The 19,550-nt window shown below is 34.4% G+C and carries 22 protein-coding genes and 2 pseudogenes; 13 read left to right on the plus strand and 11 right to left on the minus strand.

Annotated elements, in window-relative coordinates; translation table 11 throughout:
- Positions 1-105 precede the first annotated feature (105 nt).
- Positions 106-732, minus strand: a complete 627-nt coding sequence (locus CKV67_RS02770) for an FMN-dependent NADH-azoreductase (RefSeq protein ID WP_014092054.1) — start codon at positions 730-732, stop codon at positions 106-108.
- 179 nt (positions 733-911) lie between these two features.
- On the opposite strand from CKV67_RS02770, the gene CKV67_RS02775 reads away from it, so the two are divergent.
- The 3 genes from CKV67_RS02775 to CKV67_RS02785 all read left to right on the plus strand — a co-directional run bounded on the left by CKV67_RS02775 (position 912) and on the right by CKV67_RS02785 (position 2,911).
- On the plus strand, positions 912-1,352 hold the full coding sequence (locus CKV67_RS02775; RefSeq protein ID WP_014092055.1) for a MarR family winged helix-turn-helix transcriptional regulator: 441 nt from the start codon (positions 912-914) through the stop codon (positions 1,350-1,352).
- Positions 1,353-1,354: 2 nt separating this feature from the next.
- On the plus strand, positions 1,355-2,296 hold the full coding sequence (locus CKV67_RS02780; protein ID WP_014092056.1) for an NADP-dependent oxidoreductase: 942 nt from the start codon (positions 1,355-1,357) through the stop codon (positions 2,294-2,296).
- Between the two features lie 93 nt (positions 2,297-2,389).
- Positions 2,390-2,911 carry a GNAT family N-acetyltransferase gene (locus CKV67_RS02785; protein WP_014092057.1) on the plus strand — a complete coding sequence of 174 codons (522 nt, stop codon included), beginning with the start codon at positions 2,390-2,392 and terminating at the stop codon, positions 2,909-2,911.
- On the opposite strand, the gene CKV67_RS02790 is transcribed toward CKV67_RS02785, so the two are convergent.
- The gene (locus CKV67_RS02790) at positions 2,908-3,150 is read right to left on the minus strand and encodes a hypothetical protein (RefSeq protein ID WP_014092058.1); all 243 of its coding nucleotides are present in this window, start codon (positions 3,148-3,150) and stop codon (positions 2,908-2,910) included. The two genes, CKV67_RS02785 and CKV67_RS02790, sit on opposite strands and share 4 nt — an antisense overlap.
- 106 nt (positions 3,151-3,256) lie before the next feature.
- Between CKV67_RS02790 and CKV67_RS02795 the strand changes: the two are divergent.
- Positions 3,257-3,953 (plus strand): annotated as a pseudogene (locus CKV67_RS02795) (glycerophosphoryl diester phosphodiesterase membrane domain-containing protein); the annotation flags it as partial.
- 256 nt (positions 3,954-4,209) lie between these two features.
- On the opposite strand, the gene CKV67_RS02800 reads toward CKV67_RS02795, so the two are convergent.
- The gene (locus tag CKV67_RS02800) at positions 4,210-4,704 is read right to left on the minus strand and encodes a DUF5067 domain-containing protein (RefSeq protein ID WP_014092059.1); all 495 of its coding nucleotides are present in this window, start codon (positions 4,702-4,704) and stop codon (positions 4,210-4,212) included.
- Positions 4,705-4,783: 79 nt separating this feature from the next.
- Positions 4,784-5,899 (minus strand): serine/threonine-protein kinase, encoded by a 1,116-nt coding sequence (locus tag CKV67_RS02805; RefSeq protein ID WP_014092060.1) that lies wholly within the window; start codon positions 5,897-5,899, stop codon positions 4,784-4,786.
- 108 nt (positions 5,900-6,007) lie between these two features.
- Here CKV67_RS02805 and CKV67_RS02810 point away from each other — a divergent pair.
- The 5 genes and pseudogenes from CKV67_RS02810 to CKV67_RS02830 all read left to right on the plus strand — a co-directional run bounded on the left by CKV67_RS02810 (position 6,008) and on the right by CKV67_RS02830 (position 8,381).
- Positions 6,008-6,464, plus strand: a pseudogene (locus CKV67_RS02810) (hypothetical protein).
- Positions 6,465-6,509: 45 nt separating this feature from the next.
- Positions 6,510-6,899, plus strand: a complete 390-nt coding sequence (locus tag CKV67_RS02815) for a DUF1398 family protein (RefSeq protein ID WP_025279779.1) — start codon at positions 6,510-6,512, stop codon at positions 6,897-6,899.
- Positions 6,900-6,992: 93 nt separating this feature from the next.
- Entirely contained in the window at positions 6,993-7,733 is a 741-nt protein-coding gene (locus CKV67_RS02820) for a sulfite exporter TauE/SafE family protein (protein WP_025279780.1), read from the plus strand.
- Positions 7,734-7,814: 81 nt separating this feature from the next.
- On the plus strand, positions 7,815-8,093 hold the full coding sequence (locus CKV67_RS02825; protein WP_014092064.1) for a hypothetical protein: 279 nt from the start codon (positions 7,815-7,817) through the stop codon (positions 8,091-8,093).
- Positions 8,094-8,108: 15 nt separating this feature from the next.
- Positions 8,109-8,381, plus strand: a complete 273-nt coding sequence (locus tag CKV67_RS02830) for a DUF3116 family protein (protein ID WP_014092065.1) — start codon at positions 8,109-8,111, stop codon at positions 8,379-8,381.
- A gap of 43 nt (positions 8,382-8,424) precedes the next feature.
- Here CKV67_RS02830 and CKV67_RS02835 read toward each other — a convergent pair whose 3' ends face one another.
- Entirely contained in the window at positions 8,425-8,868 is a 444-nt protein-coding gene (locus tag CKV67_RS02835) for a GNAT family N-acetyltransferase (RefSeq protein WP_014092066.1), read from the minus strand.
- A 145-nt stretch (positions 8,869-9,013) separates the two neighbouring features.
- On the opposite strand from CKV67_RS02835, the gene CKV67_RS02840 reads away from it, so the two are divergent.
- Positions 9,014-9,427 (plus strand): flavodoxin family protein, encoded by a 414-nt coding sequence (locus CKV67_RS02840; protein ID WP_025279781.1) that lies wholly within the window; start codon positions 9,014-9,016, stop codon positions 9,425-9,427.
- A 93-nt stretch (positions 9,428-9,520) separates the two neighbouring features.
- The gene (locus CKV67_RS02845; protein WP_014092068.1) at positions 9,521-9,895 is read left to right on the plus strand and encodes a MerR family transcriptional regulator; all 375 of its coding nucleotides are present in this window, start codon (positions 9,521-9,523) and stop codon (positions 9,893-9,895) included.
- Between the two features lie 73 nt (positions 9,896-9,968).
- Here the strand turns inward: CKV67_RS02845 and CKV67_RS02850 are convergent, their stop codons facing one another.
- The 5 genes from CKV67_RS02850 to CKV67_RS02870 form a co-directional block, all read right to left on the minus strand.
- Positions 9,969-10,670: an SGNH/GDSL hydrolase family protein gene (locus tag CKV67_RS02850; RefSeq protein ID WP_014092069.1), complete on the minus strand. Its 702-nt coding sequence runs from the start codon at positions 10,668-10,670 to the stop codon at positions 9,969-9,971.
- Between the two features lie 92 nt (positions 10,671-10,762).
- Positions 10,763-12,805: a glucose-specific PTS transporter subunit IIBC gene (ptsG, locus tag CKV67_RS02855; protein ID WP_025279782.1), complete on the minus strand. Its 2,043-nt coding sequence runs from the start codon at positions 12,803-12,805 to the stop codon at positions 10,763-10,765.
- An 11-nt stretch (positions 12,806-12,816) separates the two neighbouring features.
- A complete protein-coding gene (locus CKV67_RS02860; RefSeq protein WP_014092071.1) occupies positions 12,817-13,623 on the minus strand; it encodes an alpha/beta fold hydrolase in 807 nt (268 codons plus the stop codon).
- Positions 13,623-14,771: a Gfo/Idh/MocA family protein gene (locus tag CKV67_RS02865; RefSeq protein WP_231845382.1), complete on the minus strand. Its 1,149-nt coding sequence runs from the start codon at positions 14,769-14,771 to the stop codon at positions 13,623-13,625. Before CKV67_RS02865 ends, CKV67_RS02860 begins: the two co-directional genes overlap by 1 nt.
- 43 nt (positions 14,772-14,814) lie before the next feature.
- On the minus strand, positions 14,815-15,633 hold the full coding sequence (locus tag CKV67_RS02870; protein ID WP_014092073.1) for a sugar phosphate isomerase/epimerase family protein: 819 nt from the start codon (positions 15,631-15,633) through the stop codon (positions 14,815-14,817).
- 104 nt (positions 15,634-15,737) lie between these two features.
- Between CKV67_RS02870 and CKV67_RS02875 the strand changes: the two genes are divergently transcribed.
- Positions 15,738-16,490 (plus strand): DeoR/GlpR family DNA-binding transcription regulator, encoded by a 753-nt coding sequence (locus CKV67_RS02875; RefSeq protein WP_014092074.1) that lies wholly within the window; start codon positions 15,738-15,740, stop codon positions 16,488-16,490.
- Positions 16,491-16,539: 49 nt separating this feature from the next.
- Here the strand turns inward: CKV67_RS02875 and CKV67_RS02880 are convergent, their stop codons facing one another.
- Complete coding sequence (locus CKV67_RS02880) at positions 16,540-18,219, minus strand: DUF6044 family protein (RefSeq protein WP_014092075.1); 1,680 nt, start codon at positions 18,217-18,219, stop codon at positions 16,540-16,542.
- Positions 18,220-18,895: 676 nt separating this feature from the next.
- Here CKV67_RS02880 and CKV67_RS02885 point away from each other — a divergent pair.
- Positions 18,896-19,543, plus strand: coding sequence for a cyclic nucleotide-binding domain-containing protein (locus CKV67_RS02885; protein ID WP_014092076.1), 648 nt, complete (start codon positions 18,896-18,898; stop codon positions 19,541-19,543).
- Positions 19,544-19,550 lie beyond the last annotated feature (7 nt).

Genomic DNA, 19,550 nt, shown 5'->3' on the forward strand with positions numbered 1-19,550 from the left:
TGTAGTCTTATTCAAACAAAAATGTGTCTAAAATGTTAATAAAATGAATAAATATCCACAAAAAAAGAACTGTTAATGAATTTTATCATTGACAGTTCTTTGGGATTAGAATTTTTGAGCAAGTTCAGTTGCTTCTTTGGCACCTGCTGAGATAATATCTTTTGCTTGATCTGGTTTGGCATTGTGACCTTCCACAATCACCATTTCTGGTTCGGAAATTCCGAAGTGACCAAGGACATTCTTTACATAATTTACAGACATTTCAAAGCTTTGCATTGGACCATCTGAGTAGATTCCGCCACGTGCGTTAAGTAAAGCTACTTTTTTGTCTGTAACAAGACCAATTGGACCATTTGCAGTATATTTGAAGGTTTTTCCAGCTTGATTTAAATAGAATAAGTAAGTTAAAAATTGAGCCGGAATACTGAAATTCCAAAGTGGGAAAGCCATAACGATTTTGTCGGCTGCTAAGAATTGATCTAAGTAACCATTGGCGATATCAGCTAGGCGTTTTTCTTCATTAGTAAGTGTTTCACCAGCTACTTCTTTATGTAATCCGCTCATCATTGTTACATCATAATAAGGTAGATCAGCTTCAAATAAATCTAATTCTGTCACATTATCGTCTGGGTGTGATTTTTTGTATTCATTTAGAAAAATTTCGTATAGTGCTACACTCACTGAGCGTTCTGCAGGTAAACCATTTGCTTTGATGAAAAGTACATTTGTCATTACAATCTTGCCTCCATTTTTAAAAGTATCTATTAAGTGTAGCGTATAAATTAGCAAAACAGCAAATAATATGCTTACAAAAAATTAGTTACTATTTAAAATGAGCATATTCTTTGTACTTTAGAATAGGACGCGTATAATGATTGATATATCATTTGACATATCAACTATGGAGGCGAATGAAGCTGAAACCATGTACAGAACGATCTGAACTACTTTACCGAATGCATTTGCTATCAAAAGAAATTAGTCATGTTTTTGAACAGCAAACGAATCGAAGTTTTACTAAAGTAGAGATTTTATTTCATATCAGGCAAACACCAGGCCAGAGTCAAAACAAGCTAAAAGAAAACTTATATATTGATTCGGCAAGTATTACAAGGCATTTAAAGCGTATGGAAGAGCAAGGACTGATTACTCGTGAAAAGAATGATGAAAACAAACGCTACACATACTTATTTTTAACCGCAACTGGTGAAGCGGAATTAGCTTCTTTGCTTGCAGAAAAAGAGAATTTTCAAAATGAAGCACTAGCAGGTTTTTCAGAAGAAGAAGTTGCCTTGTGGTTAAAATCAGTCACAAAAATGATGAATAATATCGAGAAAATGGAGGAGAAGTAAAAATGAAAGCAGTAGTAATCGAAAATTACGGTGGTAAAGAACAGTTAAAAGAAAAAGAAGTTGCAATGCCTAAACCAGGAAAAAATCAAGTTATCGTAAAAGAAAGTGCGACTTCGATTAATCCGATTGACTGGAAGCTTCGTGAAGGATATTTAAAACAAATGATGGACTGGGAATTCCCAATTATTTTAGGTTGGGATGTTGCTGGTGTTATTTCTGAAGTAGGAGAAGGCGTAACAGATTGGAAAGTTGGCGAAAAAGTATTTGCTCGTCCAGAAACAACTCGTTTTGGGACCTACGCAGAATATACTGCAGTAGATGATCATTTGCTAGCAAAAATTCCAGACAGCATTAGTTTTGAAGAAGCTGCTTCTGTTCCACTTGCTGGCTTAACAGCATGGCAAGCACTATTTGACCATGCAAAACTTCAAAAAGGTGAGAAAGTATTGATTCATGCAGGTGCAGGTGGCGTTGGAACTTTTGCAATTCAATTAGCCAAACACGCTGGTGCAGAAGTAATCACAACTGCTAGCGCTAAAAACCATGAATTACTGAAATCACTTGGAGCAGATCAAGTAATTGATTATAAAGAAGTTGATTTTAAAGATGTTCTTTCTGATATTGATGTGGTTTTTGATACAATGGGTGGACAAATCGAAACAGATAGTTATGATGTTTTAAAAGAAGGAACTGGTCGATTAGTAAGCATTGTAGGGATTTCTAACGAGGAAAAGGCAAAAGAAAAAAATGTGACAGCGACTGGGATTTGGCTAGAACCTAATGGTAAACAGCTGAATGAGTTGGCTAAATTATTAGAAAATAAAACAGTAAAAGCGATTGTTGGTAAAACTTTCCCATTCTCAGAAAAAGGTGTTTTTGATGCCCATGCATTAAGTGAAACACACCATGCAGTTGGAAAAATAGTAATTTCATTTAATAAATAATATTTTTGAGAGGCTAGATGGCAACATCTAGCCTTTTTTGTTGTTTGCTGGAATAGTTTTGGTGAGATATAATAACGAAAAGGCGGTGTTTGAATGGAAATAATCGAATTACAGGATGGACAAATAATAACAATTAGAAAAGCAGCGAAAGAAGATGCTAGTATTATCATTCCTTATTTAAATGAAGTCGCAGGCGAGACAGATTTTTTATCATTTGGAAAAGATGAATTTATGATGAGCATTGGGGATGAAGCAGAATACATAGAAAAAAATAATGGAGTGATGTTTTTAGTCTTTATGGACGATAAGCTAGCTAGTGTTTCTCAGCTAATAGGGCATACTAAAAAAAGAGAGCTACATACATGCGAATTAGCTATTTCGATACGAAAGGAATTTTGGGGGCTTGGTATTGGTAAGATTTGTTTGGGAAAACTGATTCAATACGCTAAGCATGATGAATTGTTGAAATTAATCTATTTAGAAGTTGTTTCTGAAAATAAGAGAGCATTAAGTTTGTATAAAAATATTGGATTTATAGAAGCAGGAGAAATTCCAGCTTTAATGCGAGTGGATGATCGTTATTTAGATGTGAAAATGATGTATTTACCTGTTTAATCCTCTATGATATAGGTAAGATCATTTGCAACTTCTAAGTCACTCAGCTGTTCAGCAACTACATCAGCCCCAGTATTTAATCTGTTGGCAATTTGGCTGAGAACACGAAGACTAATATCAGAAGTACGGATGTTTTTTTTAATTAGTTTATTTAGAGTACCTTTTTTCAAATAAGTATTTGCTTCGATTTCGGTAATAGTAGTGTGATTAATTGCTAAAAATTGTTCAATTGGATGCATTCTTTCACCTCTTTCAAATAGTTAACTTTATGAATTAATTATACCTAATTTTACTTTTGGGATAAACTATAAAGTCTTACAAATGAAGTGGAAGGGAGGGAATTAAGTGAATGATTTAAAAAATTGTTTAAAAATGGTCTGCCAATTTAGAATGGATTACCTCAAAGTCACCTTACTACTTACATAGTTCAAGCATTTATTTATTTATTTATTATTTCTTTTTCTTTATTGTTAGGATTACTGGTGTACCAGGGGTTACAGATGCTAACTTAGGTGAGTTATTTTCAAGTCCAATGGCTGTGATTTTGTTAGCTTTTTTAGTATTACTTATCTTATTATTCATTTATTATGAATTAGGGTTCTTTATATTAATGGCTATTTATCAATTAAGAGGAGAAGCCTATACCGTTTTCAAAATTATCCAAAGGCTCCATGCCAAAGCAAAATATTTTATTAGTTTTCAAGCTATTTACTTTCTTGTATATTTCTTTTTGCTATTACCGATTGCGGGACTGTCTTTACCACTGACGATTACAGGGAACTTATATCTACCTCATTTTATTACGGATGAATTGATGAAAAGCACAGTGGGTATGTGGTTCTATTTTATTGTGATTGCGATTATTTTTTACCTTAGTGCGAGGCTTGTTTTTGCCTTACCCTATTTTATAGAAGATAAGTCACTGAAAATTAACGGTGCGATAAAGAAAAGCTGGAAATTTCCTCAGAAACGTTTATTTATTATGTTGTTAAAATGGGTTTTGATAAGTATTATTGCGGGGTTTGTTATCTCGTTAATTGCCGCATATTAGTTCTATATAGCATCTTTAGAGGGAAATATTGCTGCAGCAAAAAGAATAAAATCGACCTACTTATTGAAGTAAAACTACAAGGAAAAATATCGATGGGATAATAACGAATTATCCTGCCAAAGCGATTGAGCTCAGAGATACTTTTAATGAAAACGATTCATTAATAAGCCGAGTCAAGAATCGATTGCCGTTTTTAAACTAAACGATTAAAAATCCCGCAAACATATCGATGTCTACGGGATTGATTTTATTTTAATTCAAATGATTTTTTCACTGTATTGTCGCTAAGGCTAATAAGTTCTTTTGCTTCAACATCCACCTTGTTTTGAGTATCTTGTAAGCTGTAGATGTCTGTTACTTCTAAGCTTGCGCCTGGTTGAACATCTTTATCGATACCACCCATATCACTGCCTGATGATACAGTTGTTTCCAGTTGTGTTCCGTTTTGGAAAGCTTGCTGATCGATAGCTACCATAAATGAAATATTTTCTTCACTATTATTTGTGAATTTTGTTTTAACTGCAATCGCATCTTTGCCTTCGTAATCTTTCACAACTTCTGAACTGAGAATTTCTACTTTATAATCTCCAAGTTTATTAGGATCTGCCTTCTTTTTCTCTTTTGTTTCTGCTTTAGCTGTTTCTGATTTACTTGATGTATCTTCTGTTCCTCCGCAAGCTGATAGTGCAAGAGCGAAAGTAAGAACCCCCATTAGTAGTATAGCGTGTTTCCATTTTTTCATTGTATTCTCTCCTTTTTATTTTATCTGTTTCCATTAGACCATGTGAACATAAGAAAAGTCCTATGCAATGGGCATAAGACTAAAGGAAAAGCGTATTAAATGTTCCTGATATCATAATACAAATAAAAAGGTAAACAACGAAGCCAATTATTTTTTTTATTAGCGACGGGGATTTAAGTAAAGGTAATTTTGCCCAAATATCGCATAAATTAGTTAAAAGTATAAAGGTTGGAACAATCAAAATAAAATTACTAAAAAAGTTTAATGAATGACTTATCTTGGAACCTTCTGGTGGTCCGCCGAACAAACCAATTAATATACAGATATAGCCAAACACCGCAATTATCATTTTCCAAGGACGCCATGTTCTAAAGCCAGGGATGTTTCTATACCAAAAAAGATAAGCGTTATCTGGTGTTTTAGCTGTACTTTCAAAACTTGCAAAATCAGATAATTCAGAGACAAAAGTTGGACCAAGAGAGTCATTTTTAATCGCTGTTCGAAATGCTTCGATAGTTTGGTAGCGTTTGTCTGGATCAAAGGATGCAGCACGAACAGCAATTTTTTCTAGAGAAGTAATCGTTTCTTGTTTGGGGAGCGTGTTTTTTCCAAGCAATAGTTCGAGCATGAGAACGCCGATGCTGTATATATCTGAGCGCATATCGGTTTGCGAATAACCATATTGTTCAGGAGATGCATAACCAATCGTTCCTAGATTAATGGTATCTTGATTTTTCCCCACCTCATAAACTCGAGAAGCATCAAAATCAATTAATTTTAAAATCCCATCGCTAGAAATCATAATATTGGATGGTTTAATATCACGGTGGATAATAGCATTAGCGTGAAGTTCAGCAAGCGCGTTAGCCAGCATTAGCATAAGTCTGGTTACTTCATCAGGCGCAAATGTCGAATGTATTTTCATTAAGTCTGCTAAATTTCTGCCATTAATATATTCTTCGTAGACAATTAAATATTTGCCGTTCGGTATCATCACATCGATTTTAGGTAGATAATTACTGGATAATTTTTTAAGTTGCTCAATAACAGGAGCATAGCCAATCGGAAGCACCTTACGAACAAATAATTCTCCTGACGAAATATTCCGAGTGAGTATAGCAGGATTTTCTTTATCGTTTAATTTATCTAATTCTTTGTATTGTTCTTCTATAAAAGCAAGCGTCATTTCTCCCATTTACATAAAATCCTCTCTACACCTTTATAGTAAAATTATAGCATGAAGCATAGTAGTCTGGTACTTATTCCGTGATATAATGAAAAAAAACAGTCGGAGGCATGCCTAATGGATGGGGAAAAAGAGACAAGTAAGTTACTTCATGAATTAAAAAAAGCGACCAATTTGCGCCAAGTTTTAGATGAAAATGAGGGTGAATTTAAATCAAATGAGATGGTTAGCTATTTAAAGGAATTATTAACAGAAAAGAATTTGACGAAAGCAAGTGTTATTCGTGCGGCAAGACTTCATGAAACATATGGCTACCAAATATTTAGTGGGGTGAGACGGCCGTCACGGGACCGTACGATTGCGGCTTTCTTTTGGATTTAAACTTTCTGGATTAGAAGCTAGTCGTTTGCTAAAATATACGGAATATCCACCACTATACGCTAAAAATCGTCGGGATGCGATTATCATTTTTGCTTTGGATCATGGCTATTCACTTGATCAAACAAATGATTCGTTATATGATCTAGAAGAAGCACTGATTGAAACATACAAAGAAGAAAAGCCACTCATTTAAATTTTAAGTATGATAGAGATAAACATATTTGATTGGAGACTAGCTATGCTAAATAAACAAACAATTTTAGAAGTGGCAACAAGTGAAAAAAATGCAGGAGATTTTCCTAAAGTTATCGCAGGTTTCAAACAAATTGGTGTAGTCAAATATCAATTCCTTGTACAAAAAGGTATGTATGTATTTTGGGATGCGAGCGAAAAGAAGATAGAAGCGCAACTAAATGGTGTTCCTAAACCAGTTTCTACAGAAGTTTCAATAGATAAAATTAAAAAAGCTGTTCAACAAGCTCAAGCAGGTTCCATCCATTTTGAAGCATTTATAGAATTAGCTGGTTTAGCAGGAATCGCTCTTTGGGAAGCGGATTTAGGTAAAATGACAGTTACTTATATGAACGAGACTTTAAGGGAGGCACTTATCGAGCTAATTCCAGAATAAAAAGTTAAAGGCAATAATTTATTGTCTTTTTTAATACTTTTTAATAAATGAAAATATGTTAAGCTAAAATAGATAGAAAAGAGGTAATGCTAAATGGACATAATAACATATTTTCTAATAGCGCTTAGTACAAGTGTTATCGGGAGCTTTTTAGGAATAGGCGGCGGTGTTATCCTTTTGCCAATCCTATTACTGATGGGTGTTTCTCAGGGAACAGCTGCTTTTAGTTCTGCATTAACGGTATTTACAATGGCGATTTTTACTTGTAGCATCTACTTTAAACGCAAACAAGGGAATGTTGGATTAGCATTAAAAATAGCGATTACAAGTATCCCAACCACTTTTTTAGGAGCCATGGTTAATCAAATGCTACCTGAAACAGTTTATCGTTTTTTATATGGAGCTTTAATCGTCGTACTGCTGCTACTAATGGTGTGGAAAAAGAAACGCCATGGTGAACAACCACATTTTCTAAGTAAATACCGGATTATGCCATTTGTATTTGGCGTTATAATTGGATTTTTAGCAGGTTTGTTCGGTATTGGCGGAGGACCAATTGTCATACCAATACTACTGTTAATATTTATGCTAAATCAAAAAACGGCATCCGCCACATCTAGCTATGTAACGCTACTAACTTCATTTGCGAGCATTGGTTCTTATGCGATTATCGGTGGGAGTGATTTTTCAATTGGAATTTATATGATACCTGGAGCAATTCTTGGAGCGATAATTGGTACTCATTTAAACAAATTACTTGATGAAAAATGGATTGCGATTCTATTTAATATACTTTTAGTCGCTTTATTTGCATTAAACTTAATTAAGATTTAATAAAAACAAGCTACGAAAATTAGCTTGTTTTTATTGTATCGCGTTTTTATGGTAAGCTTAAAGGGACGAGGGGGGGATAATATGAAGAAGAGCTGGCAAGACTTTGTTGCATTTTTGCTAACAATCTTAACGGTAACTTGGGTTATTTTGACTTGGGGATTACATATTTCAGACATCGTACCAGGTGGAGAAAAGGGGCTTTTATACAAACTTATTCCGCTATTTCTAAGCATTATTTCTACTGTTAGTGTTTTTTTTGTGAAGGAAAAGTTGGTGAAATGGATTCTTTTAAGTTTTAATATTTTATTATTAGTTTTGATATTTTTTATTTATCATGTTGGGGAAATAGGGATGCTTTAAGTAGGAGTTGATACGATGGAACGACCAACGGAAGCGGTGATTTATCAGATTTTATCTAGAACCGAGGATGCAAATGCCACGATGGATCACTTGATGTATGAACGGATGTCGTTTCCAGGGGCTAAATCATTTACTAAAAATCAATTACTTTTTGCAGTCTATTGGTTGGAAGAGAATGAATTTGTTTTTCGGAGCACGGATGGTCGGACAACTAGATATTTCAGAACAACGAAGGGGAATGCAAAATTGGCTGAAACAGAACGAATACATTTAAATATGACAAAATAAAATGGCTTGAAGTCCTATAGATTTTGGATCTCAAGCCATTTTTTTAAAGATATTTAGCCATTGTGATATCCGTGTTTTTAAAACCAACCTTGTTATATAAACAGATAGCAGTATGATTATGAGCAAAAACATGAAGTTCCATTTTATTAATCTGCATTTCTTTAGCCAAAATATCTAAAGCCTCTAAACTTTTAGTACCAAAACCTTGGCCACGGAATTCCTCAAAAATAACGAAATCATAGATAAAAGCAGCTTTTTGGGAAGTAGTTTCGTCGGTATGAAACCAAAGATAGCCAATTTTTTGAGAGGTGAAAATGCTATAAAGATGTTCGTTTGGTGTTGTGACTCCGTCAAAAAGTAATTTGTCAAAGGACGCTTTTGATTTAGCTAAAGCTTCCTGTTCAGACCAAGTGCCAGCTTCAACTTTATCTTTTGCATAATCGGTAATAGCGGACGATAAGAAATCTTCCAAATCTACGGAAGTCATTTTTTGTAAGTGTAAAATAGACGTTCACTCCTTTATTCTAAGTATAACACGGAATGAATTCTATTTTTGAACAAAAATGGTAAGCCTTGACTTGAAGTGCACTCCAAGTGTTTTCATTTAATTAACGAAGGAGTGAATTGTGAAAATGAATAAATCAAGTTTATTTATTAATGCAAGTCAAAATCGAGAGGGAAATACTGCTAAATTAGCAAAAGAATATTTTGGAAATCAATCATATAAACAGATTAACTTGGTTGATTATAATATTAAGCAACTAGGTCAAGTAGAAGGTCTAGATGATTTTGAACAGGTTCGTTCAGAATTAGAAGCAGCTGAAAATATTGTCATCGGAACAGCTATATATTGGTCAGACATGACAGGGCTACTTAAAACTTTTATTGATCGACACGAATCAGTTGACGCACGCTATAGTGGCAAAAATGTAAAGATTATCGTACAAGGATCTGGGCCAACTAAAGAAGAAATATATGCTATTTCTCATATTTTTGAACATTTTTCGGAACGTTTTGGTATGGAGTATCGAGGCGTGATAAGCTGATAACAGAATACTAATTGATAACTAAGTGTAGATCGAATATTTGTCTTGTTGAAAGTATAATAGTAGCAACAATGATTTTAGGAGGGGCAAAAAATGAATATAAAAGAAGCGGCAAAGATAACGGGCTTAACAAATGATACGATTCGCTATTATGAACGTATCGGAATAATTATGCCAATACCTAGACAAGATAACGGGTTACGGGATTTTACTGAGCGAAGTATCAATCAATTAAAGTTTGCTAAAACAATGCGAAGTGCCGGTATGGGTGTCGAAAGTTTAAGAGAATATGTTGCAATGATTTATGAAAATGATGACTCAACCATCGTGGCACGAAAGGCATTACTCACTGAACAAGCAGAGCTAATGCAAGAAAAAATAGATAGAATGCAAGAAGCACATGATTATTTACTTTATAAAGTGGAAAATTATGAAGGACATATGCGGGAGGCAGAAAAAAATTTATAAGTGCGCTATTTAAGGAAACATAAAAAAGCCATTACTGTAAAAAAAGTAGTGGCTTTTCATATTGCCTAGAAAACTAAGCTTTATGCAAACTAGCATATTGGATAAATTTACGAGACATTTTGATATGCCCTGCTTCATTAGGGTGAATTCCATCTGCACATAAAAGATCCTCATAATGAAATTCCGCAAGAAAACTATCGCGAATATCAATAATATGGCTACCTGTTTCACCTGCAATTCGGAAAATAGTATTACTATAACGTTCCTGCCAGCGATAAATCATTTCTACATCGCCGCCTAAAAAAGCAAGGATATTTTCTTTGTTTAATCCATTTCGCGTAATAAAATCAAAATAACGTTTTGCATGAAGTGGTGGCAAAGTCATCAAAATTGGTTGAATATCTACTTTTTTTAGTCTAGTAATCATTTCATGTAATTGTGTTTCAAATATATCTAGAGGTGTGCTTGGGATGTGCTGTGCCTCTGGATTTTCAGAAACCTCTGTCCAGTTGAAATCACAATCATTTCCACCAAATTCAATTATAGCTATATCATTACTAGCATCTTTGGCTAGATCTTTTGTCAAAATTTCGTGTCCTTTTGTAATTGTACGACCCATTGTAGAATGATTTTGGAAAGTGATTCCTAATTTTTCAGATGCACGTTTAATACAATTGTTTTTAAGAAGTGTATAGCGATTTTTTTCAGGATTGAAAAGTACGCCTTTCATAATACTATCACCCCAAATACCAACTGATTGGATATTCTTTTTCATTAAAATCACTCCTTTCATTAATCATACCACAAAAAACAAAACACCACTTGTTATCCTTAAAAAAGGTCAAGTGGTGTCTCTAACGATTAGAACTATAATTCTTCTAAATAAATGATATTTGCTTCAGTAGCACTTATTTTGGCTGTTTTATTTATACGGATTTGATATTTTTCTTTTTCTAAATTAGTGAAGATAATTGGTGAAATAAGTGATAATCCTTTTTTTTGAATGACATCTAGGTTTACGCTTAATAATTTATCACCTTTCTTAAAGGAAGATCCTGCTTCTGCAAAGACAGTAAATCCATTTCCGCCGAGTTCAACTGTATCAAGTCCGATGTGAATGAGTACTTCTTGGTTTGCGGAAGACTTTAAAGCAATGGCATGCTTAGTTGGGAAAATACTCATAACTTCACCATCAAATGGGGCAAAAATATCACCATCAGTCAACTCAATTGCAAAACCATCACCCATCATTTTGTTACTAAATACTTCATCTGGTATAGATTCAATGGCCATTATTTGCCCGGTTGCGGGAGAAGCGAATGATTGGAATGAAGCAATATCTAATTTTGGCTCGGTTCGTGTTTCGCTAGTAGTTTCTGTTGCTTCTACATGACCACCAGCCATTAATATTTTGATGTCTTCTTTTATTGTATCAGACTTCATTCCAAATACTGCTTGAATATGATTGCCAACCTCTGAAATTCCTGCTGCACCAAGCGCTTTAAGTGTGTCTTTATTCACGGCTGATTTATCTTTTACAGTAATCCGAAGTCTTGACATACAAGCATTTAGTTCAGAGATGTTTCCTGGTCCACCAAAAGCAGCTAAGACGTTTTCAGAAAGAGAGTTTGTTTCGTTTAATTCAGGAATCATTGATTTACCAGATCCATCCTTTTCGCGACCGGGTGTCATTAGATTCCACTTGGTTATTGCAAAACGGAAAGTTACATAATACACTAGTCCCATAATTAAACCAACTAGAATAACAAGCCACCAACTAGTTCGGTTTGGCATAATACCGAAGAAGATGAAATCAATAAATCCACCTGAGAAGGATAATCCAATATGTACATTTAAAAGGTACATGATGAGGAATCCAAGGCCCGCAAAAATAGCGTGAATAAAGTAAAGTACAGGAGCTACAAATAGAAAGCTAAATTCGAGTGGTTCAGTAATTCCGCAAACAAGGGCAGTGATAGCACCAGAGAGCATAATTCCGGCTACCATTTTTTTCTTTTCTGGTCTTGCACAATGATAAATTGCAAGTGCTGCGGCTGGCATACAGAACATTTTAAGTGGGTACATACCCGTCATGAATGTACCGGCAGTAAGTTTTACATTATCACGTAATTGTGCGAAGAAAATGAGCTGATCACCATTAACGATATTGCCAGCTTTATCTACATATTCGCCAAACTGTAACCAAAAAGTCGGCCACCAAACATGATTTAAGCCAAATGGAATCAACAATCGTTCGACAAAGCCAAACATAAATGCTGCTAACCCAAGACTTTGTTCCATAACGAAAGTAGAAGCGCCATTTAAAGCATCTTGAATAGGTGGCCAAATGATTGCCATTAGTAATCCTAGGAAGAGTGCAGCAAAAGAGGTAATAATCGGAACAAAACGCTTACCTGAGAAAAATTGTAGTGCGGCAGGTAAATTAATTTTATAAAATCGCTTATATAATACAGAGGCAAGTATTCCTACAATAATACCTCCAAAGACACCGGTTTGAAGAGAAGGAATACCAACAACCATCGTGAAATCTCTGCTAGTAGATAATGTTTCGGCATTAATTCCTAAAAACTGACCGATTACGACATTCATAATTAGGAAGCCAACAATTGCAGAAAGTCCAGCGACCCCGTCTCCATCTGAAAGTCCAATAGCCACACCGACAGCAAAAATAAGTGGTAAATTAGCAAAAATGACATTTCCTGCTTCAAGCATTAAATTTAACAAACTTGTCATAAACGGTGATCCGAAGAATGGGACTTTATTTATAAAAGCTGGGTCCTGAAAAGAAGTTCCAAAGGCAAGTAGAATTCCAGCCGCTGGTAAAAGTGCAATTGGAATCATGAGTGAGCGACCGATATTTTGCAGCAAATTAAATGCTTTCGTAAACATACAATATCCCCCTAAAAAGTAGAATTAATAAAGTCGTAAATATATTGTTTGGATTCAGTGACATGAGCATCATTGGATACAGCTTTTGGTGTAATTTCTTTAAAGGTACTTTGCGGAATATAATAGCTTAGTAATTTTCCGTAGTGGAAAGGGTGAACCGGATCAATTTTATTAGCGAGAATTAAAGTTGGAACGGCAATATTTCGCCAATTTTCTCGATTTGTATTGGGTGTATCTTGCGGAATTTGTACTAATTTAGCATGAGTTTCATTAATATAAGGATAATCGAATTGTTTTACTAATGAATCCGCTGCTGCTGGTGAAAGCTCATCTAGTTGTAAAAACTCGGAACTAGTTAAAAAGCGTTTTTTTCCTTCTGTTACACCGAAATTTTGGATATGATTTGCTACTTCTTTGAAAATGGTTTGAATTTGTGATGGTTGTGGCTCGTCTTTCCAAGCTACTCGTGATAGTATCAATCCGCAAACTCGGCTTGGGAAATGAAGCGCTATATGTAATGCTACGCCGGCACCTGTTGAAATACCACCGATGATAGCGCTGTCAATTTTTAAGTGATTCATTAAAGCGATCACATCACCTGCAAATGTTTCAAAACTAAAATCACTTTCTTTAACAAAATATCTAGTTTTCCCGTGGCCTCTGAAGTCTAGCGAGATAAAACGATAATTTTTAATTTCTGGAAAATGGGTGAAAGGCTGCTGTAAGTCACCTCCTAACCCATGCAGATAAATAATTGGCATACCGCTACCTCGTTCTTCATAATGAAAAGTAATCGAGTCATGAATGAATTCTGCCATTATAATTCACCACTCGTTATATCAGAGATGCGCACGGTTTCCCCAGTTTGAACTGATTTTGCGATAGCCATCATCGTCTTCATTGCGATTATACCATCATTTAAATCTGCTCCAATTCCTTTTTCTCCGGTTAAAATAGAATCAGCAAAACCTTCCACTTGTAATTTATAGAAATGAGCATCTTCACTAATTGGGCGATGTGTGCTATTATCAGCTGTTTTAAAAATATCTACATCACTAGCTTTAAATAGCCAAGGATTATAGGTTTTAGCAACAATGCTACCATTTTCACCATAGATTTGGAAGCCTTCATGCCAGTCCATTCTAACCGCAATGGTTAAATCAAGTTGACCAACAAATCCAGACGCATATTCAACCGTAATAAACCAACAAAATGCCCCGAATTTTTGAGTATTCCAAGCTTTTACAGCAATAATATCGCCACCTAAGAAACGTGCAGTATCAACAAGATGTGAACCATGTCCAAGCATATAATAGCGTAATTTATCCGCTTTAGGGTCACCAGATGGTCGTTTGACATTTTTACCAGAAATAATAATTGGTTGAACATTATCAGTTACAGCATAACGATAAGTAGAATCGCAATACCATGCTTTTAAGCCAATCATTTCGCCCATTTCATCATCAATAAATTCTTTTGCTGCACGAATACCAGGATCATAGCGTTTCATACTACCGATTTGTACTTTTAAATCAGTTCCAGCAACATGCTTTTGTAAATCGATACATTCTTCAATGGTTACACCAAGAGGTTTTTCAACGAGCACATGCTTTCCTTGCATAATAGCTTTTTTCGCCATTGGGACATGGAATTGATCGGCAATCCCAATAATAACCGCATCAATATTAGAATCTTGAAGCATTTCATCATAATCGGAATAGGTTTTATCTGGTTGGTGTATTTGGTTCATACGCTCTAGTAAAAATGGATCCACATCACAGATAGCGTATAAATGTGCATTTTTAGCACGACGACAAGATTCTAAGTGTGCTGCTTGAGAAATTTGCCCACACCCTAAAATGCCAATATTGATTTGTTTGTTTTCTTTAAGCATAATCAACCCGCCTTTATAATCGAATTTAATTGATTGTAATTGAATTATATTGTATGTGATTCTTTTTGTCAATAAGAAAAAGCCCTCTGATTTAGAAGGCTTTCATTATAAATGACTATTTGTGTAAATAATTTAAAGCGATTTCAATATCATTTTTTTCAAGGCCATGCATGATAACGGGACCATTGTATACTTTTGCAAGATAATCTAAATAATCATTTAAAGGAAGGTTACCTTGTCCAACAGGAGCGAATGAGACTTGTTTGGTCGTTGCTAAAATATCTTTGCAATGAGCCAAGACAATAAACTTTTTTGATATATCGATCGATTTTTTAATTGTTTCTAACATATTATCAGCATTTTTAGTATTTATTATGTTAGCTGCATCAAATAAGATTCGTAAATTGTCAGATTCAAAATGGTTAATCAATTTTATACCATCTTCAACTGTGCTAATGACATTTGCTTGTTCTGGCTCAAACGCAATAATAACGCCATGTTTTTCCGCAATACTAATCATGGGAGTAAGTGTCGAAATTAAATAATTCCAAGCTTTTTCTGTATGATTATCTGGATGTGGGCTCCAAAAATCTGCTTGGTTAAAGCTACCAGTAGAAATAGTGACCACAGGAACGTGAAGTGTTTTAGCTGCTTTAACGACTGTTTCAAATCCAATCAAATTAGCTTGGTGCTTACTTTTATCAAGTTCTAATGTATTAAATGTAGCTGATATTGCGCAAATGTTCACATGTTGTCTTTCAGTTGCTTGTTGAATTTTATTTAAGTCCTCTTTAGAGATTGTATCTGGTAAGCTTGCTAGACCAAGGTTGGCAAAATTAAATTGAACATTAGTTAGTCCAAACGCTTTTATTTTCTGGAAGGCTACCTCTAAATCTTCATCCGCAAATATCTTTGAAAAAATCCCTAACTTCATACTTAACACTCCTTCGCTTTTTGTGCTATATTTAATTATAGTTAATAGTTTACACGTATTTTCAATTAAAATCAATTATAAACGATTAGAAAGGACGGATACTCATGTTAAAAAAAGAACGTCACATATATATATTGAAAGAAGTCCAATCAGAAGGGCGAGCCTTGGTTGCTGAACTAACGAAAAAATTAAACGTCACAGAAGATACGATTCGAAAAGATATGCAAGAATTATCAGCACAAGGTTTAATTAGACGCGTACATGGTGGAGCGCTTAGTATTGTTGACGATAAAATTGATTTTGAAACACGAATTGATCAAAATGCTAGTATCAAAGAACACTTGGCTGAACTAGCTATCCCTTTATTAGAAAATATAAGTGTTATTTTTATTGATGGAGGGACGAGTAATTTAAAATTTGCTGAAAAAATTCCACCTCATTTTAAAGGGCGAGTAATTACAAATAGTCCATCTGTTGCTTTAGCCTTGTGTAATCATCCCAATATCCAAATTAATCTTTTAGGAGGGGAATTAAATAAAAAATCTCGTGTAAGTACAGGAACATTCACCTTGCAAGAAGTAGAAAAAATTTATGTCGAATTATGTTTGTTAGGTATTTCCTCCATAGATTCAAACTACGGAATTACGGTTCCATCATTTGAGGAATCATTACTTAAAAAACAGCTCATTAAACAAAGCTCCCAAGTAGTTAGCCTTGTAACTAGCGAAAAATTAGAAAAAATTTCCACATTCTTTGTTGATAAAAGTACAGCGCTTGATTATATGGTCACCGAAAAATCGGTTAATAAAAGTATTTTGAGCGCATATGAAAATATCGGAATGAAAATAATACAATAAAAAAGCCGCCAAACGATTAATTTTGTTTGGCGGTTTCTTTCGATTGAAATTAGGGTGATACTTTATACAAATAAACCTTCCAGTAAGATTCTTTGTTGTCAAAAGCTTTTTCGAATTTCAAACCTTGTTCAGCAGCATTGTCAATTGGCACTGCGGACAAGATATACTCACCGCCAACTGCTTTAAAAGCCTCAGCATTAAAATCTAAGTTTTTAATATGTTTCTTGGAATCTTTTCCAAAATCATAATTTTTACCTAACTCTGCAGAAAATAAATAACAACGATTTCCCCAATTATCATAATAATCCTCTAAAATAGGACTTTTATCTAGTTCTCCAGCGATTATTTCTCGGAAAGCCCGTTTATAAGCCAGTGGATAGGAGTTGACGTAGCCATCTACCGTGTAAAAGCCATTTTGCTGTGAAATAGAAGGGTGTAGACCAATACTTCCAACCCGGTAACTAGATTGCGGTTTGCCAATATATTCTTTAATATCTTCCAGTTGCTCTGTTGCATAAAACTGATTAATAGTAGGTGTCTCATACCCATAACGATAGTAAATCTCAGAATTATGAACAAAAACGACAATGAGTTGTAAGACAATTGCTACGTAAGCTAATTTTTTCCACCAATTACCTTTTTTCAATAAATAGACAATCGCTAGGGAAAACAACCCATAAAATAAAAATGGCTGCAAAAAGTGAAATCTGGAAAAGTTAAAAGTCCGCATTATTTCCACATGATCTTTAATCACATTCCAACCATCAAACCACCAAAAACCATACCAAAAAGATAAAAATAATGTAAAAGCAAACATCCATAGGAATAATTTTTCTTTCGCCCATTCTTTTCGAATAATGATTAAAATTAAAACGAGTAGTAATGTTGGTAAAATGACATATCCAGCAAGTGATTGATCATGCGTATGACCATTAATAAAGTTCTTTAAGCTAAGTCTGATGGAGCTGAGCGCTGATAAATGATGCGAGCCAAATTCACTTCTTGAATCAGGTTTAGGGTTTAAGAACATCGTGTAAATAAAACGGTAATTCACAATCATATAAATGAGGGCCATGTACAAAATACTTAGTAGAAAACGGATATTAACTTGCTTTTTTTTGAAGAAATCATAAAGCCAAATACAACCAATCATCACCAAAAAGAAGCAAAAACCCAAAATCAAGCTGGAGTAAAAGGGGAGTAATGTCAAAATGAGGAGATTCCAAATTCGTCGCTTATGGTTTCTAATGTTTAGGAAAGCCCATAACGCAAGCGGCATACCAAGTGTACTTAACATTCCCGATGGCCAGTACGGTGTTAGCGCAAAAGCAAGCGAAACAAAATAAAGAGGAACAAGATATTTTTTATCCTTGATAAGGTAATCTCTTGCCCATAAAAATAATCCTAAAAAAGCAAATACACGTGTAATTAATTGACTAATTGCAAACGCAACCGGTGTACTAAAAAGTATGTAAAGCCAGTCAATGCCAACAAACTCCGAATCAAATGAATCTCGCGGAACGCTGTCATCCATCAATTGATCTATGTTTGCAGTTCCTACCTTAGCTGTGTAATCCCCGCTATCCAAAACCATTTTGTACCATGTGACATTGGAATCCAAATTATCATGAATTCTCACATGACTATTCCCGCCTAGAATAAATAATGGTGCTACATAAATTATTAGTAACAAAACCGCTATAATGAGCCATTTATTCTTTTTCCACATAGTCCTCCTCCTTTATTATCTTCTCTATTTTTTCAAAAAGAAAACCGTTCTTAATTATAACAAAAAAACCTATAAAGTTTCATTACATAAGAAGTTTACATACGTACTTCGTTTTTTTTAAATATGTCAAAAATGTCACAGAGTAAGTGTCATCCATTTTCTAAATATTTGTCTAGTTTTATGATTAAAATACTTCCCATTTACTACTGGAAATTAAGAAGAGACAAGGGTTGGTAATGGAGATAGACTAGGAAGAGTAAAATAATAAACATGGAAGTTTTGCGCGAATAAATGCATGGAAAGCCGTCTTGAAATTTGCTGAGACCAAAAAATAAAGTTCATACAAAGAGTAAAAAAATCCTGATTTAAAGTGAAATAGTAGTTTGTAAGTTATGTTAGATAAGATGAAACCGTTGTCACCAAGCGGACTTTCCTATGTTTCATTTCATTTGCTATAGTGAAGGATAAAAATGCGAATTAGTCATTATTAACAAAGCAACCATTTCATTCAAACAGCAATGATGTCTATATTGTCACATCTTTTGAAAAAAAGCCGGAACTTTTGCTAAATCGACCACTTACGACAGTACTTGTTAGGTAGTAAGATACTAGAGTGTTATACAGCAGGATGGTATAAAGCTATTTATTACAGAAATTTAGAAGGGCTGATAAAAAAATGAAATATATTGAATTCTATGATTATGTGAAGAGAGATGCAATTATTTACACATATCTTCTCAGTAATTTTTCTCACGTATTTAAAAAGATAAAAGCATGGGAAAGCATTACAGTTGATCGAGATCATATCCTGTTGATGAAAAAAGGCACATTAATTGAAGAAAGTGCAGGTAAGAAAAAAGGAATCGCACGTTGCTTCTTCCAAAAAAGCTTTGTTTTTCCAACTCGCCATACACTTGAGTTGAAAGCATTAGAAACTACGGAAATTTGCCTTATTTCAGCAGAAACAGTATTCGGGAAATTAGAGAAAGAACAAATATTGTCTGTTTTTTTCTTGCAGATTGCGGAAAAGAATGAACAGGATTTGAAACGGCAAGAGTTACTTGGAACAGAAGCTTCCAAAAATAAAATTGTTGCTACACTTAATTTCTTACTAGAAAATGATTTGACTAATAAGAAAATGCCAGTTTTTTCAGATTGGCTTCACATAAATATTCTAGCAAAATTAGCAAACTGTTCAGTCCCTACAACTTCTTCTGTTGTAAATGAATTGCACAATCAAGGTGTACTGGACATTAAATCATCGCCATGGAAGCTGAATAGTCGAGAGATGAAAATTGACTATTTCGAAAAGGAAGCTCAGTAAGTGATAG

This window comes from Listeria ivanovii subsp. ivanovii, from assembly GCF_900187025.1.
GTDB lineage: Bacteria > Bacillota > Bacilli > Lactobacillales > Listeriaceae > Listeria > Listeria ivanovii.

Bases quoted from the DNA above. Each gene is read 5' to 3' on its own strand.
- CKV67_RS02815 (WP_025279779.1), top strand. From the start codon at position 6,510: ATGCTAAATAAACAAACAATTTTAGAAGTGGCAACAAGTGAAAAAAAT.
- CKV67_RS02785 (WP_014092057.1), top strand. From the start codon at position 2,390: ATGGAAATAATCGAATTACAGGATGGACAAATAATAACAATTAGAAAA.
- CKV67_RS02790 (WP_014092058.1), bottom strand. From the start codon at position 3,150: ATGCATCCAATTGAACAATTTTTAGCAATTAATCACACTACTATTACC.
- CKV67_RS02830 (WP_014092065.1), top strand. From the start codon at position 8,109: ATGGAACGACCAACGGAAGCGGTGATTTATCAGATTTTATCTAGAACC.
- CKV67_RS02775 (WP_014092055.1), top strand. From the start codon at position 912: ATGAAGCTGAAACCATGTACAGAACGATCTGAACTACTTTACCGAATG.
- CKV67_RS02770 (WP_014092054.1), bottom strand. From the start codon at position 732: ATGACAAATGTACTTTTCATCAAAGCAAATGGTTTACCTGCAGAACGC.
- CKV67_RS02850 (WP_014092069.1), bottom strand. From the start codon at position 10,670: ATGAAAAAGAATATCCAATCAGTTGGTATTTGGGGTGATAGTATTATG.
- CKV67_RS02880 (WP_014092075.1), bottom strand. From the start codon at position 18,219: ATGTGGAAAAAGAATAAATGGCTCATTATAGCGGTTTTGTTACTAATA.
- CKV67_RS02825 (WP_014092064.1), top strand. From the start codon at position 7,815: ATGAAGAAGAGCTGGCAAGACTTTGTTGCATTTTTGCTAACAATCTTA.
- CKV67_RS02820 (WP_025279780.1), top strand. From the start codon at position 6,993: ATGGACATAATAACATATTTTCTAATAGCGCTTAGTACAAGTGTTATC.
- CKV67_RS02800 (WP_014092059.1), bottom strand. From the start codon at position 4,704: ATGAAAAAATGGAAACACGCTATACTACTAATGGGGGTTCTTACTTTC.
- CKV67_RS02845 (WP_014092068.1), top strand. From the start codon at position 9,521: ATGAATATAAAAGAAGCGGCAAAGATAACGGGCTTAACAAATGATACG.
- ptsG (WP_025279782.1), bottom strand. From the start codon at position 12,805: ATGTTTACGAAAGCATTTAATTTGCTGCAAAATATCGGTCGCTCACTC.
- CKV67_RS02840 (WP_025279781.1), top strand. From the start codon at position 9,014: ATGAATAAATCAAGTTTATTTATTAATGCAAGTCAAAATCGAGAGGGA.
- CKV67_RS02875 (WP_014092074.1), top strand. From the start codon at position 15,738: ATGTTAAAAAAAGAACGTCACATATATATATTGAAAGAAGTCCAATCA.
- CKV67_RS02835 (WP_014092066.1), bottom strand. From the start codon at position 8,868: ATGACTTCCGTAGATTTGGAAGATTTCTTATCGTCCGCTATTACCGAT.
- CKV67_RS02860 (WP_014092071.1), bottom strand. From the start codon at position 13,623: ATGGCAGAATTCATTCATGACTCGATTACTTTTCATTATGAAGAACGA.
- CKV67_RS02885 (WP_014092076.1), top strand. From the start codon at position 18,896: ATGAAATATATTGAATTCTATGATTATGTGAAGAGAGATGCAATTATT.
- CKV67_RS02805 (WP_014092060.1), bottom strand. From the start codon at position 5,899: ATGGGAGAAATGACGCTTGCTTTTATAGAAGAACAATACAAAGAATTA.
- CKV67_RS02870 (WP_014092073.1), bottom strand. From the start codon at position 15,633: ATGAAGTTAGGGATTTTTTCAAAGATATTTGCGGATGAAGATTTAGAG.
- CKV67_RS02780 (WP_014092056.1), top strand. From the start codon at position 1,355: ATGAAAGCAGTAGTAATCGAAAATTACGGTGGTAAAGAACAGTTAAAA.